18 protein-coding genes are annotated in these 15,963 nt (G+C 51.3%); 1 reads left to right on the top strand and 17 read right to left on the bottom strand.

Translation table 11 applies throughout. The features are described from left to right. Nucleotides 1–305: 305 nt before the first annotated feature. From RDN69_RS03610 to RDN69_RS03545, 14 genes are all read right to left on the bottom strand, one after another. Nucleotides 306–1,427, bottom strand: coding sequence for a metal ABC transporter permease (locus RDN69_RS03610; RefSeq protein WP_273261832.1), 1,122 nt, complete (start codon nucleotides 1,425–1,427; stop codon nucleotides 306–308). Continuing rightward, the gene (locus tag RDN69_RS03605) at nucleotides 1,411–2,316 is read right to left on the bottom strand and encodes a metal ABC transporter permease (protein ID WP_273261833.1); all 906 of its coding nucleotides are present in this window, start codon (nucleotides 2,314–2,316) and stop codon (nucleotides 1,411–1,413) included. Before RDN69_RS03605 ends, RDN69_RS03610 begins: the two co-directional genes overlap by 17 nt. Then, complete coding sequence (locus tag RDN69_RS03600) at nucleotides 2,300–3,064, bottom strand: metal ABC transporter ATP-binding protein (protein ID WP_024048941.1); 765 nt, start codon at nucleotides 3,062–3,064, stop codon at nucleotides 2,300–2,302. Before RDN69_RS03600 ends, RDN69_RS03605 begins: the two co-directional genes overlap by 17 nt. Before the next feature lie 66 nt (nucleotides 3,065–3,130). Then, complete coding sequence (locus tag RDN69_RS03595; RefSeq protein WP_024048940.1) at nucleotides 3,131–4,081, bottom strand: metal ABC transporter solute-binding protein, Zn/Mn family; 951 nt, start codon at nucleotides 4,079–4,081, stop codon at nucleotides 3,131–3,133. 674 nt (nucleotides 4,082–4,755) lie between these two features. Next, the gene (locus tag RDN69_RS03590) at nucleotides 4,756–5,496 is read right to left on the bottom strand and encodes a YebC/PmpR family DNA-binding transcriptional regulator (protein ID WP_024048661.1); all 741 of its coding nucleotides are present in this window, start codon (nucleotides 5,494–5,496) and stop codon (nucleotides 4,756–4,758) included. Between the two features lie 12 nt (nucleotides 5,497–5,508). After that, nucleotides 5,509–6,081 (bottom strand): RNA methyltransferase, encoded by a 573-nt coding sequence (locus RDN69_RS03585; protein WP_024048660.1) that lies wholly within the window; start codon nucleotides 6,079–6,081, stop codon nucleotides 5,509–5,511. Beyond that, on the bottom strand, nucleotides 6,081–6,809 hold the full coding sequence (gene trmD, locus RDN69_RS03580; protein WP_273260913.1) for a tRNA (guanosine(37)-N1)-methyltransferase TrmD: 729 nt from the start codon (nucleotides 6,807–6,809) through the stop codon (nucleotides 6,081–6,083). The genes RDN69_RS03585 and trmD overlap by 1 nt, the downstream gene beginning before the upstream one ends. Further along, on the bottom strand, nucleotides 6,799–7,305 hold the full coding sequence (gene rimM, locus RDN69_RS03575; RefSeq protein WP_024048658.1) for a ribosome maturation factor RimM: 507 nt from the start codon (nucleotides 7,303–7,305) through the stop codon (nucleotides 6,799–6,801). The genes trmD and rimM overlap by 11 nt, the downstream gene beginning before the upstream one ends. Beyond that, the gene (locus RDN69_RS03570) at nucleotides 7,305–7,712 is read right to left on the bottom strand and encodes a YlqD family protein (RefSeq protein ID WP_034436638.1); all 408 of its coding nucleotides are present in this window, start codon (nucleotides 7,710–7,712) and stop codon (nucleotides 7,305–7,307) included. Before RDN69_RS03570 ends, rimM begins: the two co-directional genes overlap by 1 nt. A gap of 8 nt (nucleotides 7,713–7,720) precedes the next feature. Next, the gene (locus RDN69_RS03565) at nucleotides 7,721–7,948 is read right to left on the bottom strand and encodes a KH domain-containing protein (protein ID WP_024048656.1); all 228 of its coding nucleotides are present in this window, start codon (nucleotides 7,946–7,948) and stop codon (nucleotides 7,721–7,723) included. Nucleotides 7,949–7,962: 14 nt separating this feature from the next. Further along, on the bottom strand, nucleotides 7,963–8,226 hold the full coding sequence (gene rpsP, locus RDN69_RS03560) for a 30S ribosomal protein S16 (RefSeq protein WP_024048655.1): 264 nt from the start codon (nucleotides 8,224–8,226) through the stop codon (nucleotides 7,963–7,965). Nucleotides 8,227–8,255: 29 nt separating this feature from the next. Further along, the gene (gene ffh, locus RDN69_RS03555; protein ID WP_288218267.1) at nucleotides 8,256–9,611 is read right to left on the bottom strand and encodes a signal recognition particle protein; all 1,356 of its coding nucleotides are present in this window, start codon (nucleotides 9,609–9,611) and stop codon (nucleotides 8,256–8,258) included. Then, complete coding sequence (ylxM, locus tag RDN69_RS03550; protein ID WP_159822245.1) at nucleotides 9,593–9,943, bottom strand: YlxM family DNA-binding protein; 351 nt, start codon at nucleotides 9,941–9,943, stop codon at nucleotides 9,593–9,595. The genes ffh and ylxM overlap by 19 nt, the downstream gene beginning before the upstream one ends. Before the next feature lie 74 nt (nucleotides 9,944–10,017). Then, on the bottom strand, nucleotides 10,018–13,437 hold the full coding sequence (locus tag RDN69_RS03545) for a pyruvate carboxylase (protein ID WP_273260916.1): 3,420 nt from the start codon (nucleotides 13,435–13,437) through the stop codon (nucleotides 10,018–10,020). A 269-nt stretch (nucleotides 13,438–13,706) separates the two neighbouring features. Here RDN69_RS03545 and RDN69_RS03540 point away from each other — a divergent pair, with 269 nt between their 5' ends. Further along, complete coding sequence (locus RDN69_RS03540; RefSeq protein WP_273260905.1) at nucleotides 13,707–14,168, top strand: hypothetical protein; 462 nt, start codon at nucleotides 13,707–13,709, stop codon at nucleotides 14,166–14,168. 179 nt (nucleotides 14,169–14,347) lie between these two features. On the opposite strand, the gene RDN69_RS03535 is transcribed toward RDN69_RS03540, so the two are convergent. From RDN69_RS03535 to RDN69_RS03525, 3 genes are all read right to left on the bottom strand, one after another. Then, a complete protein-coding gene (locus RDN69_RS03535) occupies nucleotides 14,348–14,779 on the bottom strand; it encodes a hypothetical protein (protein ID WP_273260903.1) in 432 nt (143 codons plus the stop codon). A gap of 372 nt (nucleotides 14,780–15,151) precedes the next feature. Continuing rightward, nucleotides 15,152–15,580 carry a hypothetical protein gene (locus RDN69_RS03530; RefSeq protein WP_273260901.1) on the bottom strand — a complete coding sequence of 143 codons (429 nt, stop codon included), beginning with the start codon at nucleotides 15,578–15,580 and terminating at the stop codon, nucleotides 15,152–15,154. A gap of 73 nt (nucleotides 15,581–15,653) precedes the next feature. After that, the coding region (locus RDN69_RS03525; RefSeq protein WP_288218266.1) for a hypothetical protein at nucleotides 15,654–15,963 on the bottom strand (310 nt) is incomplete at its 5' end.

Raw genomic sequence — 15,963 nt, 5'->3', positions numbered from 1 at the left:
TCGGGGCTCTACCTATGTAGACTAAAAGCACTCTTCGGAGTGTTTTTTTAGTGCTCGCATTTTATTCTCATATCTTGATGCGATTTACAATGATTGCCAATTTATTTTGTTAAACAAAAAAGACGACGCCTTCGCATCGTCTTTTTTGTTTAGTTTTACTTTTCGACACGGCAGCACCGCCAACATCTCCGGTCGGTCCGCGTACAGGTTCAGTCGTACCTCACGGCACACTCCATGCGTTCCATCTCACATGACTAACACAATTCACACAAGAAGGATTTCTCCTATGAGAGATTTTTCAATCATTATTGCTCCGCAAAAAGCGTTTCTGAAACGCGATAAGCACGTGCGCGCCCGCTCTCGGTCAAGTGCACCGTGCCGCCATGAATACGTACAAAATGCCCCGCTTCGAGACGACGACAAATGAGATCGGCAAATTCCGGTTTCCAGCGCAAATGCTCATAAAGTGTACCGACTCCCGCCTCTTGCGCCTGTACAGCCGTGCCTTCATGAGTCAACAAATGGAACAAAACCGTTTCTTCTCCATACTGTAAGCGCAGACGTTTTAAACGCCGATACCGGGCAATAATACCCGATTTGGGTGTCGCGATCACCGTCAATAAAAATACTCCTCCTATTGTTCCCGCAATCGCGCCTGCAATCGAAACATCCAGCCAAAAAGCAATCGCCGTACCGAGCCACGCGGATAGGGCGCCGATGCTCGCCGCCAAAACAAGCATTTTCCGCAAATCTTTGGTAAGCAAGTAGGCCGTCGCGGCCGGTCCGATCATCAATCCGATAACGAGGATGGCGCCGACCGCTTGGAATGAAGCAACAACGGTCACGGAGACGAGCGTCATCAGCAAATAGTGCATCCATATCGGCGAAAATCCGTACATGGCCGCCAATAACGCATCAAAGGTAACCAGCTTCCATTCTTTGAATGCCGCCACAATGACTACGGTATTAAGCAGGCAAATTCCTGCCAACACCCACATGGACACAGCGCCCCAATCGGCACCATTCACACGCACGCGATCAAAGGGCGCAAAGGCGAGTTCACCGAGCAGGACCGAGTCCGTATCCAGATGGACATTACTACCGTATAGATTGACCAAGATCAAGCCAATAGAGAATAACAGCGGAAATACAATCCCGATGGATGCATCTTCGCTGACCAGTCGGGTTCGTTGCAGGCTTTCGGTACACCACACGGTAAAGCATCCCATGAGCGTTGCTCCGATGAGCAGCCAGGGCGAGTTTAAATTTTCCGTTGCAAGAAATGCAATGACGATTCCCAAGAATACGGTATGTGTGATAGCGTCGGCGACCATGGACATTTTGCGCAGTACCAGAAACACCCCCGGCAAAGCGCACGCGAATGCCGCCAACATCGCGATAAGAATAATCTCAGTTTGGGCGGACATTGATATCGCCCTCCTTCCAACGCCGGCGTGCCTCCCGATGCACCCGGTAACGTGCAATGATGCCCCTTCCGGGCGCAAACAGCAAGCTGAGCAGTACCACGATTGAGGCGGCAACGACGATCGCCGGCCCTGTCGGCAAACCTTTCACGATCGCACTGGCATACGTACCGATACCGCAAGACAGCGCCCCGATACCCCCTGCCAGTACCGCCATGGTGCCGAGATTATCCGTCCATTGCCGTGCCGCCACCGCCGGAGCGATGAGCAACGAACTCATCAAAATAGCACCGACAGACTGTAAGCCGATGATAATCGAGGCCACCAGCATCAAACCGTACACCAATTGCGTCACTCTGACGGGCAGCTGTAAACTGCGCGCGAAATCGGCATCAAACGCCACCAGTTTTAATTCTTTCCAAAAAATGACTGCCAGCAGTAAAATCATTGCCGCCACCGCCGCGGTAATTTCCACGTCGCGCGCCAGCATAGTGGCTGCCTGTCCGAAAATAAACTTCGACAACCCCGCCTGATTGGGGTTGTCCGTATGCTGCACATACGTCATCAGCATCATGCCGACGCCGAAAAAAGCGGCAAGAAATGTCGCCAATGCGGCATCAAACTTGACCTTAGTATACCGTACCGTCAAGGCAATCGCCGCCATGCACAGCAAGGATGCGACCGCCGCACCGGTCAGCAACACTTCCAAATCTTTCACCGCCAAAAACATGAAGGCCGCTACCACGCCCGGAAACGACGCATGCGACAATCCGTCTCCGATGAGACTTTCCTTGCGCAATACGGCAAACGTTCCCGTAACGCCGCTCGCTAATCCCAACAGCATGGTCCCCGCCGCCACGATCTGGAAGGTATAATCACTCAGCGGCGACAGCATGGGGCCCCTCCCGCCGCAACGGATTGCGGGCATTATAAGCCGCTTCGATGTGCTCGCTCGTAAACACTTCTTCCACGGGCCCCATCGCAATACGACGCAAGTTAATCATCGTAACCCAGTCAAAATATTCCGCCACCGTCGCCAAATCGTGATGCACAACAATGACCGTTTTGCCGCGTGATTTCATCTCTTGCAACAAAGCGACAATCGCCTTTTCCGTTTTGGCGTCGACCCCCTTAAACGGCTCGTCCATAAAATAAATATCCGCTTCCTGAATCAATGCGCGCGCTAAAAACACACGCTGCTGCTGGCCGCCCGATAGACGACTGATTTGGCGGTCAACGTAAGCTTCCATGCCCGTTTTCCGCAACACATCCATCGCCATCTCCCGCTCCGCCGCCCCCGGTCGTTTAAACCAGCCGAGATGACCGTAACGTCCCATTAGTACGACATCCAGTACCGTCGTCGGGAAATCCCAGTCTACACTGCCGCTCTGCGGCACATAGGCAATCCGCTTGAAATCATCGCGCGACACGGCCAACCGACCGTCTAAATAAAATTTGACCGAACCGGAAATTTTAGTCAACAATCCCAATATCGCCTTGATCAACGTCGATTTTCCCGCACCGTTCGGCCCGACAATCGCCGCGAGCGATCCTTTCGGAATCTGCATATCCACATCCCAAAGAACCGGTCGTTCATCATAGGCAACGGTCATGTCCTCGACTTCTACCGCCCACTCCATATGAATCCCCCTTCATGTATCTTAATAACAAAAAGGCGGGCGCTCTCTCCGCACCCGCCGTCGATATTATTTCAGGCCCGTAACAATAGTATCGATATTTTCTTTGACCATACCGATATAATCGCCACCCGGAGTACCCGGCGCGCCGCACGAATCGGAATACAATTCGCCGCCGATCTTTACGTCCCAACCTTTTGCCTTGCAAGCTTCCTGCACCGCCTCAATGGTTTTATGCGGAACGGATGATTCGACGAAAATCGAACGGATCTGGTGCGTCACGATGAAGTCGGACAGTTCACGAACGTCAATCGCGCCTGCTTCCGCTTCCGTGCTGACCCCCTGTAAACCTTTGACCGTAAATCCGTACGCCCGAGCAAAGTATTGGAATGCGTCATGTGCCGTGACGAGAACGCGACGCTCCTGCGGGATTTCCGCGGCACGTTTGGCCACATATTCGTCCGCTTTTTTCAGCTCTGCCAAATATTTCTCATAATTGGCCTTGTACAAATCTTTGTGTGCCGGATCTTTCGCGGCCAATCCTTTGCACACTTCTTCCGCCGCCAGCATCCAGTTCTTCACGTCAAACCAGATATGCGGGTCGGTAGCCTGCACTCCGTCATCATCTTCATATTGAAGCAATGTCGACGGATCTAAGTTGTTTGCTACACAAATAGTAGCCTTTTTATCCTGTTTCAGCTTACTGAAGATTTCACCCATCTTACCTTCCAAATGCAAGCCGTTATATACAACGACGTCGGCATCCGTCATCACTTTGACATCCCCGGCGCTGGCTTGATACAAATGCGGATCCACCCCCGGCCCCATTAAGCCGGTTACTTCTACCGCATCGCCACCGATCTGACGGCTCAAATCCGCGAGCATCGTCGTCGTCGCTACCACTTTTAATTTGCCCGGAGCGGCCGCATGCGTATCATCTTTGGTACCGCCACAACCGACCAACACCAACATCATCACCGCAAGCATACCTGTCGCGATCTGTTTCCAACTAATTTTCATACATGTCCTCCTTTATTTTCCCGAACGTCAGAGCAAAGTCCGCCCCGCCTTGCGGCGATAGTTTGAGAGAGGTAAGGATATAATACAACCGACCTTTGCTCGAGTTCAGAACTGATTCTTGCATATTATACCATTTATGAAAATGATTTTCAATAACTTTTGTATGCTTTTATTTCCAAACTCAATTGTATTCTCGTCAAAGCTGCACACGAAATCGGTTGCGAGCGGAACAAGCAATACTCGACATATGCTATTACCAACTACCTGCATAGTACGGTATTGTCAAAACGTCCCTTTGAAGTGTACGCCCCGGGCAGATAGGGTACGTAGCGCAGATGCTATTGTCGGTATCACGCAATAAGGAAAGTTGGTCGATAGATTTTCCCGTGTACATACATTTTCTCATCTGATAAAGTGAAGATACTTTTCTTCCTGACCAGCATCTTCATTTTTTTTCCTTTCAACTGTTTTATATGCATGGTACTATGAGTACAAATAAAAATTTATCCACATCGCCCTTCGGGGCTCTACCTATGTAGACTAAAAGCACTCTTCGGAGTGTTTTTTTAGTGCTTGCATTTTATTTTCATATCTTGACGCGCTTTACAATGATTGCCAATTTATTCCACTAAACAAAAAAGACGACGCATTCGCATCGTCTTTTTTTGCTTCTATCATTCTTCCTCTTCGTCGTCGGGCAGTTCCGCGTTGCTGTAAACGTCTTTGACATCGTCAAGATCATCCAACGCGTCCAACAGATTTTGCATTTTGCTGGCGTCATCGCTGTCTAAGGCAATGGTGGTGTCGGGCACCATGGTGATTTTGCTGATCGTCATTTCAATATCGGCGTCTTGGAATGCTTTTTCGACGGCATCGTAATTTTCCGGAGTCGTCAATACTTCATAATCGTCATCATCGTTTTTGAAGTCTTCCGCGCCGGCGTCAAGCGCCATCATCATGAGTTCTTCCTCGTCACCGGCATCGCCCGGGAGAACGAACACGCCTTTACGTTTAAACATCCAGGTGACGCTGCCGGATTCACCGAGGTTGCCGCCGTGCTTGGAAAAGGCATGGCGTACGTCAGCCGCCGCGCGGTTACGATTATCGGTCATGACTTCGACCACAAGAGCGACGCCGGACGGGCCGTAACCTTCGTAGGTAATTTCTTCGTAGTCGCCGCCGTCGGTTGCGCCGATCCCTTTCTGGATGGCGCGCTGAATGTTGTCTTTCGGAACGTTGTTTTCACGCGCTTTCTGCAAAGCGAGCTTCAAACGCATGTTACCGGTCGGATCGGCGCCGCCCAAGCGAGCGGCTACGGTAATTTCCTTACCGATTTTCGTCGTAATTTTAGCGCGAATAGCGTCGTTTTTACCTTTTTTATGTTTAATGTTGGACCATTTAGAGTGTCCGGACATGAAAATTCCCCCTTATGCTTGCCACCATTCGGTTCCGCAAAGGCGGTCCAACATGATGGCGGCCGCGGACCGTACGCTCAAATGATTGTAAGCGCCGGCGCCGTAAATCGGCTCTAAAATATAATCGAACGATTGCATGGCTTCTTTCGTCATGCCGTACCCCGTACCGAAAAGCAGCAAGTATGAGTTGTCAGTGGTTTGCAACCATTCCCGTACCTGCCGGTATGTGACGGTGTTGGGGTAAGTGCGCGCATCCGTGGTGATGATTTGCGGCGGATGCCCCGTTTCGCGATGAATTTCTTCCCGTACTTGCGCGAGATTTTCACGAAGCTTAACATGAGCGAAGGCATCTTTGCGATCCGGATTATAGGTACTGCCGAACCCGGTCTGCCAATGCTCCATGATTTCCTCGGCCAGCTTGCGCTGGGCGAAGTTCGGATGGATAATATAATAATTTTCCACGCCGTACGTCGTCGCCGACCGCGCCAAGTCGTGAATATCATAGTTGGTCAGCGCCGTTGTGATGATGTCGCCGTGTTTATTATAAATAGGATAATGGACAAGTCCGATAGAAAAATGCGCCATCAAGTATCTTCCTCTGCCAGTAATTTTCGGTCGGTATCGCTTAATACCAATTTTCGCCATAAATCGGGACGGCGCTCACGCGTGCGCAACAGTGATTGCTTGCGACGCCACCGCGCGATATTGGCGTGATGCCCCGACAGCAATATTTCCGGTACTTTATACCCGCGAAATTCCGCCGGCTTCGTATACTGCGGATATTCCAACGTGCCCTCAATGAACGATTCATCAAACGCGCTGGCGTGCGTACCGAGGACCCCCGGCAGCAAACGCGCCACGGCGTCCGCCACAATGAACGCGGGCAATTCTCCGCCCGTGAGCACGTAGTCGCCGATGGAAATGCTTTCGTCGACCAAGTGATCTTCCACGCGCGCGTCAATGCCCTCATAATGACCGCAGACGAGTACCAAGTGCTCGTATTGCGTCAGCTCGCTCGCCTTCTCTTGCGTAAAAGGCGCGCCGGTCGGACTGAGTAAAATCACGCGGGCGTCAGGCCTTTTTTGCGGCAAGACGCTCTCGACCGCCTTAAAGATCGGCTCGGCTTGCAATAGCATGCCGTTGCCGCCGCCGTATGGCGTATCATCGACGTACCGGAATTTATTATCCGTAAAATCGCGCGGATTGACTGTACCTAACGTCAAATAGCCCGCTTGGCGGGCTCGCGAAATAATGCTATGAGAAAAAAAAGCATCGGCAAATTCCGGAAAGAGCGTGACAATATCAATTTTCATGATAGTTCGCCCAGAACTCGTCGGTCACCGTGAGTCGTTTGGCATCGAGATCGATGTCACTCACGACGCGTTTCAGCGCCGGAACGAGAATTTCTTCACGTTCACCGCGCACGACAAACACGTCGTTGGCTCCCGGCTGTAAAACCTCTTGCAAGGTACCGAGCACGGTGCCGCTTTCGGTGACGACTTCCATGCCGACCAGATCGACAATATAAAATTGTCCTTGCGCGCGCGGCGGCAGTTCTTCGCGAGGAAGTTCCGCCCAAAGACCGATTAACGCATCGGCCGCATTGCGGTCAGTGATGCCTTTGAACTGCACAATCAGCATTTGTTTATGAAAACGCGAACTTTGGATTTGGTAACGGTTGCCGCCCAGATAAAGATGCGGCAACGCCGTCAACATCTCCGGTCGGTCCGTGTCCGGTTTCAGCCGTACCTCACCGCGCACTCCATGCGCGGCGACGATCCGGCCGACCACCAGCATATCCGTAGACATCAGTTGCGAAATGCGATAATTTTGCCGTCTTCCAGCAAAATTTCTGCTCCCATGTACTTGTTCAAGTCGTCGCCGACTTTGACAGTAACGGTCTGCTCCATCTGTCCGCGCGGAATTTCCGCGCCCATTTCGAGCTCGTTGATGCGTTTTTGCTCTTCGGTAAGCTTCGCTTTCATCTGCATCAGTTTGTCTTTATTCTGTTCAATCTGCGCGCGCAAATTGATCAGACCCTGTGCATCAATGCGAGCCTGCTCGGTTAACAGGCGTTTGGCCTGAAATTCGATCTGCTGCAATTCTTGTTCGACCTGGCCCAAGTTGGTTTGCACTTCGCGCAGCATGTTGTCTTTCAATGCCTGCGTGACCTTGGACTTGATCAAAACGGGGCAGCGAAGAATCATTTCTTCCATGTTGCCTCCTAGACGATATCGACTGTAACTTTTTTGTTTTCCTTAATGGCACCTGCGCGCACTACCGTGCGCAGCGCCTTGGCAATCCGACCCTGACGACCGATGACTTTGCCCATATCCTCCGGAGCGACGTGCAATTTATACACTTCGAGATCTCCTTTGGTGACAACGTCAACGCGCACAGCGTCGGGATTGCGAACCAGCGCTTTGGCAATTACCGTGACCAATTCTTGCATGCTAATCGCCTCGCTTACTTTTTCAGTTCGGCAAATTTAGCCATGATGCCTTGTTGCCGGAACAATGTGCGTACGGTATCCGTCGGCTGGGCGCCTTTAGCAAGCCATGCCAACGCTTTTTCTTCGTCAATTTTGAGTTCCGCCGGTTGTTTGACCGAGTCGTAGTAACCGATCGTGTCGGCCGGACGACCACTCTGCGGGAGCGAAGATTCCATGACTACAATACGGTAGAACGGGACTTTTTTCGCGCCGCGACGGGTTAAACGAATTTTTAACATCTGTTCTTTCACCTCCTTATGAAGTAATCTTATTTAGGCATAAAAGGCAAGTTGAACCCGCCTTTTGTATTCTTATTTTTATTGAAACGCTTCATCCGCTTCATCATCTTGCGCATTTCCATGAACTGCTTGACGAAACGATTGACATCTTGCACGCGCGTTCCCGAGCCTTGCGCGATGCGTTTACGGCGGCTGCCGTTCAAAATACTCGGTTCCTGTCGCTCTTTCAATGTCATGGACTGAATGATGGCTTCGATCTTTTTGATCTCGCCGCCTTCCAAATCCACATCTTTCAGTTGGTCTTTAAATTTCCCCATGCCCGGGATCATGCCGAGAATACTCTGGAACGAGCCGAGGCGCCGAATCTGATTCAGCTGATTGAGGAAATCATCCATCGTGAACTGGCCGGCGACCATTTGTTCCTGCATGCGTTTGGCTTCGTCTTCATCGAATTCGCGTTGCGCCTTTTCGAGCAGACTCTGCAAATCGCCGAGATCCAAAATGCGTCCCGCCATACGATCCGGATAAAATTCTTCCAAACCGTCGGCGAGTTTTTCGCTGACGCCGATCAATTTGATCGGTTTGCCGGTGACCGCCTTAATGGACAACGCCGCGCCGCCGCGCGCATCGCCGTCCATCTTCGTCAGAATGGTGCCGTCAATGCCGAGCGTTTCATCGAACGCCTGCGCCGTCGTGACCGCGTCTTGACCGGTCATGGAGTCGAGCACGAGCAAAATTTCGTGCGGATGTACTTCCGCTTTGATATTTTGCAGCTCGGCCATCAATTTTTCATCAATATGTAAGCGGCCCGCCGTATCCAAAATCAATACGTCCTGACCGTACGATTTCGCCGTTTGCAAAGCGTATTTGGCAATCCGTACGGGATCGACTTTCTCATCCATGCGGAACACCGGAATATCGATTTGCTCACCGAGTACCTGCAGCTGTTTGATCGCGGCCGGACGGTACACGTCACAGGCGGCCAACAACGGCTTGTGCCCTTTTTTCTTGGGCATAAGCGCGAGCTTACCGGCGGTCGTCGTCTTACCGGCGCCTTGCAAGCCGACAAGCATGATAACCGTCACGCCGTTGGAGCTCAACATCAGCTTACTGCTGGTGCCGCCCAAAAGCTCGGTCAATTCATCGCGAACGATTTTGATCACCGTCTGATCCGGCTTCAAACTGCCGAATACTTCCTCACCCATCGCTTTGGTGCGAACGTTGGCGATAAAATCTTTAGCGACTTTGAAATTGACGTCCGCTTCCAAGAGGGCACGTCGTATCTCACGCAGAGCCGCGTCGATATCGCGTTCGGAAAGTTTTCCCTTGCCGCGCAAATCCGCAAATGCCTGTTGCAGCTTTTCGCCTAAACCTTCAAATGCCATGTGCTCTCCTTTCCGCTCAATATCTTCCACTCCGTCTGCCATTTTTGCAGAAACGCCGGGGGTAAATCACCTTCCATGCGCGCCATGACTTCGCGCCGCCGCTTTTGGTCTTCGACCAGTTTCAGCGCCGCTTCGTATTGCTCCAAATCGCGCAGCGCGCGCTGCAGATTATCATGCACCGCCTGCCGCGACACGCCTAAACGGTCCGCAATCTCAGCCAGCGTATAGTCATCGTTATAATATAATTCCATACATTGACGGGGACGCTCGGCGAGCAACGCGCCGTAAGTGGCAAGTAATTCCCCATGCCAAACGAGTTTTTTGAGTTCCATCGCAGCCCTCTCTTACCCGCCTATTATAGCAAGAGGAAAAAAGAGTGTCAAGCTTTTTGCTTGACACTCTTTTATTATTCAATTACAAGCAGTAAATCTCCGGATTCGATACGAGAACCCGCTTTGACGAGGATATCGCCCACATTGCCGCTGATCGGCGCGGTAATGCTCGTTTCCATCTTCATCGCTTCGGTAACGACCAAAGGATCGCCTTTTTCCACGGCATCACCCAAGTTCACAAGAACTTTGACAACCGAACCGGAAAGCGTCGCGCCGACTTCGCCCGGATTGGATTTTTCGGCTTTGCGCCCGCCCGTCATTGTCGTTTCCAGATTATTATCATGAACCACGACTTCACGCGGCATGCCGTTCAACTCAAACTGCACCACGCGATTGCCTTTTTCGTCCGGTTGATGAATACTCATCAGCCGAATGACCAGCGTCTTGCCTTTTTCAATCGTCGTGCGAATTTCTTCGCCGCGGGTCATGCCGAAGAAGAACGTCGGCGTATCCAAAACGGACAAATCACCGTATTTTTCATAACGTTCGGAGTATTGGCTGAAGACATCGGGATAAATGGTATAGGCCGAGACATCTTCCGGTCGCGTCGGCAAACCTTTTTCCGCCATTTCTGCTTTGACTTTCGTCAAATCGACCGACACCGGTACCGGTTCGCCTTCCGGCACGCGGCCGCGCAGAATCACGTTGCGTAATTTTTCCGGGAAACCGCCGTACGGCGTACCCAATTTGCCTTCGAAAAATTCGATGACCGACTTCGGATAACTCAACGTATTGCCGCGCTCGTAGATATCCTGTTCATGCAGACCGTTCTGTACCATGAACAACGCCATATCACCGACGACTTTCGACGACGGCGTGACTTTGATGATATCGCCGAACATCATATTCACTTCGGCGTACCGTTCACAAACTTCATTCCAGCGATCACCGAGGCCGACGGCCGCCGCCTGCTGACGCAAGTTCGAGAACTGTCCGCCCGGCATTTCATGCATGTAAACCGTGGTGTTCGGATACGACGAGGTATGATCGACACCGCGATAGTACGGTCGTACGCCTTCCCAATACTGGTTCAATTCTTCCACCGCACGAATATCCAGCTTCGGCTGCCGCGGATGATCGGACAATGCGTACCACATGGTGGACATCGAAGGCTGACTCGTGCCGTTGGAAAATGCCGGCATCGCGAGATCGATGATATCCACGCCAGCGTCAACCGCTTTCGCGTAGGAATAAATCATATTCCCCGCGCCCTCATGCGAGTGCAGGTGCAGCGGTAAATCGACCGCGTCTTTGATCGCCGCCGTCAACGCGTAAGCGGCTTCCGGCTTAATGAGCCCCGCCATATCTTTAATGGCGATCATGTGCGCGCCGGCGGCCGCGCATTCTTTCGCCATTTTCACATAGTAAGCGAGATCGTATTTCTGCCGTTTTTTATCGAGCAGGTCGCCCGTGTAGCAAAGCGCCACTTCCGCGAGTTTATTTTGCTTGCGCACTTCATCAATCGTGATCGTCATGTGATCCAGATTGTTCAGGCAGTCAAAGATACGGAAAACATCGACACCGTGTTCCGCCGCCTGCGCGATAAAGTGACGAATAACGGTTTCGTCATAGTTCGTATAGCCTACCGTATTCGCGCCGCGGGTCAGCATCTGGAACAAAATATTCGGCGCCGCTTTGCGCATGCGACGCAAGCGATCCCACGGACTTTCATCCAAGAAGCGATACGCCACATCAAACGTCGCGCCGCCCCAATTCTCAAAGGAAAAAAGTTGCGGCAAACGACGCGCCGTCGCGCCGATCGCGCCTAAAATATCGTAACTGCGCAAGCGCGTCGCGAACAGCGACTGGTGCGCGTCACGATACGTGGTATCCGTAAAGAATACTTCCTTTTGCTCCTGCACCCATTTAGCGAATTTCTCGGGTCCCATTTCATCGAGCAGCTGCTTTGTGCCGCGCGGCGCCGGTCCCTTCGCTTCCGGAAACGCGAGTTCGGGGAAATCCGGTTTGTTTTGCGGTCCTTCATGCGCGTAACCGTTGACCGTCGTATCCGCGATGTAGCGCAACAACTTCGTGCCGCGATCTTTCGGTTTCGGCAACTCGAACAGTTCCGGATGGGAATCAAGGAAATTCACATCATACGTTCCGTCTAAAAATTCAGGAGCCGCCAGCAAATTCAGCAGAAAATAAATATTCGTTTTCACGCCGCGCACGCGGAACTCCCGCAATACGCGCGCCATCTTTTTCACGGCCAGCGCATGCGTCAGCGCATGCGTGGTCGCCTTCACCAACAGCGAATCATAGTACGGCGTAATCACCGCGCCGGTGTATGCCGTGCCGGCATCCAGCCGGATGCCGAAGCCGCCGCCGCTGCGGTAAGCGATAATTTTACCCGTATCCGGGAAGAAATGATTTTCCGGATCTTCCGTTGTGATCCGGCATTGAATGGCATTGCCGTGATGCTCGATTTTATCCTGTTCGGGAATTCCGATTTCCGGATCGGCGAAATTGTATCCTTCCGCAATCATAATTTGCGTCTGAACGATGTCGATATCCGTGATCATTTCCGTCACGGTATGCTCGACTTGGATACGCGGATTGACTTCGATGAAATAAAATTCACCTTCGGGCGCGACCAAAAATTCTACCGTACCCGAATTGACGTAATTGACATTTTTCATCAACCGCACGGCCGCTTCGCAAATCTTCTTACGCAACTCCAACGGCAACGCGAAGGCCGGAGCGATTTCCACCACTTTCTGGTGGCGGCGCTGGATCGAGCAGTCACGTTCAAACAAATGCACGACATTACCTTTGTTGTCGCCTAAGATTTGAACCTCAATATGCTTTGGATTGCGAATGTACTTTTCGAGATACACCGCGCCGTTACCGAAGCTGATTTGCGCCTCCGACGTCGAGCGTTCAAACGCTTCCTCAATATCTTCCAAACGTTCGACAACGCGCATGCCGCGCCCGCCGCCGCCGTAGACCGCTTTGATGATAATCGGCAAACCGACTTTTTCCGCGAACGCCTTGACGTCCTCCGCGCTTTCTACCGGACCGTCGCTCCCCGGCACCATTTTGATACCGGCAGCCTCGGCCTGCTTGCGGGCATTGATCTTATCGCCGAACATTTCCAAATGCTCCGGACGCGGACCGATAAAACGAATCCCTTCCGCCTCGCAACGCCGTGCGAATTCAGGATTTTCCGCTAAAAAGCCGTAGCCCGGATGAATCGCGTCGACTTCCTGCTCCTTAGCGACGCGAATAATATCTTCGATATCCAGGTACGCATCAATCGCTGATTTATCTTTCCCTACCAAGTACGCCTCATCGGCGCGATTGCGATGCAGGGAAAGCGAGTCCTCTTTCGAGTAGATCGCGACCGTGCGAATCCCCAGCTCATTACATGCGCGAAAGACACGAATCGCAATTTCACCGCGATTGGCGACCAGTACGCTTTTAAATTTACGAATCGTCTCCTGCTGTTGCGTCATATCGTTCCCTCCTCTAAGTCATTACGTCTATTGTAAAGAATCTGCCCCCAAAACACAACCGTCAGCGCTATGTGTAATGTATACATGCGCTCCCGTCGGCCGGTATGATAATAAGATATCGCGCGCCTTACGCAGACAACCTTACCGCATGAAATGTGGAGAAATGCTGTTATAATACACGTATGGAAATATCCAATATTATTCGCGCTGTTTTTACATCATTACTTATTCTCGTAAGGGAGGCCGCCATGAACCAAAACAATCTGACCGAACTCGCTCGCAAGTATTTACAAGACACTGTTCCCGAACACGACCTCACCGTCGGCGAAGCCAACCTGACGAAAGAGCTTGCCGCCTACCGTGAAACGCATAAGAATCGCTTGTCGGAAACGCTGCTCACCGATGACCGCCTGCTCGCCGAATGGCTGGCCTACCTGCACATCTATCCCGATGAGGACATGGACCCCGCCGAAGCGGATGACATGATGGTCACCTGTCTTTTCGACTTCTTCTACAAAAGCACTTTAGACGGCGCCGCGTACAATATTTTACAGGAAATGCCAAAAACGTCCTTGGTAAAAGATCCCGAGGACAAAGAAACCTTGGAGTATATATACAAACATTTCGATTATGATCGCTACGCGACCGAAGTGCTGGACACCGACGCCTATAAAGAAACGCCGTTCGGCGTCTTAGTCAAACCACAATAAAAAAAAAGAGGCAGCATCTGCTGCCTCTTTTTTATTGCTAAGCACGACGTTGTAATGCGCCTGCAGGTTTACTGCGTTTCTGTTCCCATTCTGCGTACCAGTCGGCCGCGCGTTCTTCGACTTCCAACTCCGTCGGATTGGCGTTGCCCTCTTTCGCAAGGCGTTTACGTGTCGCTTTGTCAATGAAAGACCATTTCTTTAGGCGTGTACAAAACATCTTTAGCAAAGTGTAATTTTTCGTGTCCAAGAGTAAACGGGCTTGCCATATCGGTTAAAGTAATTACGCCGTCACGGTACGAACCGCGGACGCGTTTACCGTCGGCACGGTACAATTCGCCCGTTTCGGTAATAACAAGCTTGTTACCGTTGTTAAAGGTAATTTCATACCCGTTATCCGTTCGTGCGACGTTTTGCCCCTTAAACGCTTCTTGTACTTCGCTTTCGCTGTACTTGTGCGTTTCGCTTTCGCTCATTGCGTTAGAATAACGTACTTCGTTTCTGTTGCGGTACGCATTGACGATATGTTCTTCAAGGTCTTGTGGCGTGTAAATCCGTTTGCCTGTAACGTTTTTCTCCCCGCTACTCAATTTCTCGTCAGCGACTTGTTTCATTCTTTCAAGTGAGGAGTCTTCGTTTTCTTGTGTAGCGTTGACAGTCGATTCGTCCTTTGCTATACTGTTATCAGTAAAGGAACGAGTCGTGTTGTAAGACTGCGGGCTAAGATTAGCCGCAGCAAACAGACTCGCTCCTTTTTTTGTGTTCGAATATAACAGACTTCCCGATTGAATAGCTGCTGCGATTTTTCTCGCCCACCATGTCCTTAATGCGCCCGTTATCAGTCAGGCGTAAATAGGTATTAATAGCGTCTTTGTTGTATTCCATGCGCTTTCCTGCGCTTTGCGTTTCTTCCGTAAAGGCTTGCCGCGCTTCTTCTGTGGAATAAAAACGCCCGCGACGAATTGTCTCGGGCTTTGGTCTTTTTTCTACTCTTTCAGTCTGTTCATCAGGCTGTCCGCTTCCAGTTCGTTCATCATTGTCGCTACTCCGTCCCACGCTTTCTGTGCTTCCGTCCGCGTGTCTGGTACTTCCACTGCTAGAGTCATCTCCTCCTCCGACGTTTCCGCGTGTAGAAGATACTCCAGTTCCTCCCGTATCATCTCGTCGCGAAACATTATGTCCACGTTCTGATACTCTTTCTCCAGCCGTTTCTTCTCCACTTCGTAAATCGTCTGTATCGCGACTGCGTACCGATCCGTCATCTTGATCTTCTCCAGCGCGTAATACAGAGGCTCGTTCCCCAGATACCAGATGTTCTTGACCCGTTCCCCGTCCTGCTTCGGTACTTCGTTCGCCACTCGTTTCGCTTCTGCTTCCCTAGACAGTACGTCCGCTTTCAGTTCTTCCAGCGTCATCGCTATTCACCCCTTACGGTATACGGTAAAGAATTGATATAGGCTAAATGCTCATCACCCTTTTGAGTGTTACCTAAAAGGTCAGACCCTCCTCGATTTCCTTTCGTGTCTGTATCGCTCCTGGTGTTTTCGCGTACTCGCCCGACTCGATCGCCTCCAGCCGCTCGATCTCCCACTTCACCGACTCGGGCATTGGCCGACTGTTCAGTTTCTTCATGAATTCCCGCGTCTGTTTCAGCATTTCTTCTTCCGTCATCTGTTTCACCTCCGACTTTTGAGCGAGATCTAAAAGTTCAGATTCTTGATATTCTCTTGAATTTCTTTCTGCCGCCGTTTCCGATATGCTTTTCCCTCTGGCGTTTCGTAATACTCGCCTGGTGTCA

Origin of the sequence: uncultured Negativicoccus sp., assembly GCF_902480485.1 — a bacterium.
GTDB classification, from domain to species: Bacteria; Bacillota; Negativicutes; order Veillonellales; family Negativicoccaceae; genus Negativicoccus; species Negativicoccus succinicivorans.
The sequence above is the reverse complement of the archived record's forward strand: the minus strand, read 5'-3'. Positions and strand labels throughout refer to the sequence as shown.

What these genes read in the sequence shown, in the direction of transcription:
- RDN69_RS03610 (WP_273261832.1), bottom strand. Translation starts at nt 1,427, where the DNA reads ATGTCCGCCCAAACTGAGATTATTCTTATCGCGATGTTGGCGGCATTC.
- RDN69_RS03585 (WP_024048660.1), bottom strand. Translation starts at nt 6,081, where the DNA reads ATGGCGCATTTTTCTATCGGACTTGTCCATTATCCTATTTATAATAAA.
- rpsP (WP_024048655.1), bottom strand. Translation starts at nt 8,226, where the DNA reads ATGTTAAAAATTCGTTTAACCCGTCGCGGCGCGAAAAAAGTCCCGTTC.
- RDN69_RS03600 (WP_024048941.1), bottom strand. Translation starts at nt 3,064, where the DNA reads ATGGAGTGGGCGGTAGAAGTCGAGGACATGACCGTTGCCTATGATGAA.
- RDN69_RS03535 (WP_273260903.1), bottom strand. Translation starts at nt 14,779, where the DNA reads ATGAAACAAGTCGCTGACGAGAAATTGAGTAGCGGGGAGAAAAACGTT.
- ylxM (WP_159822245.1), bottom strand. Translation starts at nt 9,943, where the DNA reads ATGGAACTCAAAAAACTCGTTTGGCATGGGGAATTACTTGCCACTTAC.
- RDN69_RS03565 (WP_024048656.1), bottom strand. Translation starts at nt 7,948, where the DNA reads ATGCAAGAATTGGTCACGGTAATTGCCAAAGCGCTGGTTCGCAATCCC.
- RDN69_RS03540 (WP_273260905.1), top strand. Translation starts at nt 13,707, where the DNA reads ATGAACCAAAACAATCTGACCGAACTCGCTCGCAAGTATTTACAAGAC.
- rimM (WP_024048658.1), bottom strand. Translation starts at nt 7,305, where the DNA reads ATGTCTACGGATATGCTGGTGGTCGGCCGGATCGTCGCCGCGCATGGA.
- ffh (WP_288218267.1), bottom strand. Translation starts at nt 9,611, where the DNA reads ATGGCATTTGAAGGTTTAGGCGAAAAGCTGCAACAGGCATTTGCGGAT.
- RDN69_RS03595 (WP_024048940.1), bottom strand. Translation starts at nt 4,081, where the DNA reads ATGAAAATTAGTTGGAAACAGATCGCGACAGGTATGCTTGCGGTGATG.
- RDN69_RS03590 (WP_024048661.1), bottom strand. Translation starts at nt 5,496, where the DNA reads ATGTCCGGACACTCTAAATGGTCCAACATTAAACATAAAAAAGGTAAA.
- trmD (WP_273260913.1), bottom strand. Translation starts at nt 6,809, where the DNA reads ATGAAAATTGATATTGTCACGCTCTTTCCGGAATTTGCCGATGCTTTT.
- RDN69_RS03570 (WP_034436638.1), bottom strand. Translation starts at nt 7,712, where the DNA reads ATGGAAGAAATGATTCTTCGCTGCCCCGTTTTGATCAAGTCCAAGGTC.
- RDN69_RS03530 (WP_273260901.1), bottom strand. Translation starts at nt 15,580, where the DNA reads ATGACGCTGGAAGAACTGAAAGCGGACGTACTGTCTAGGGAAGCAGAA.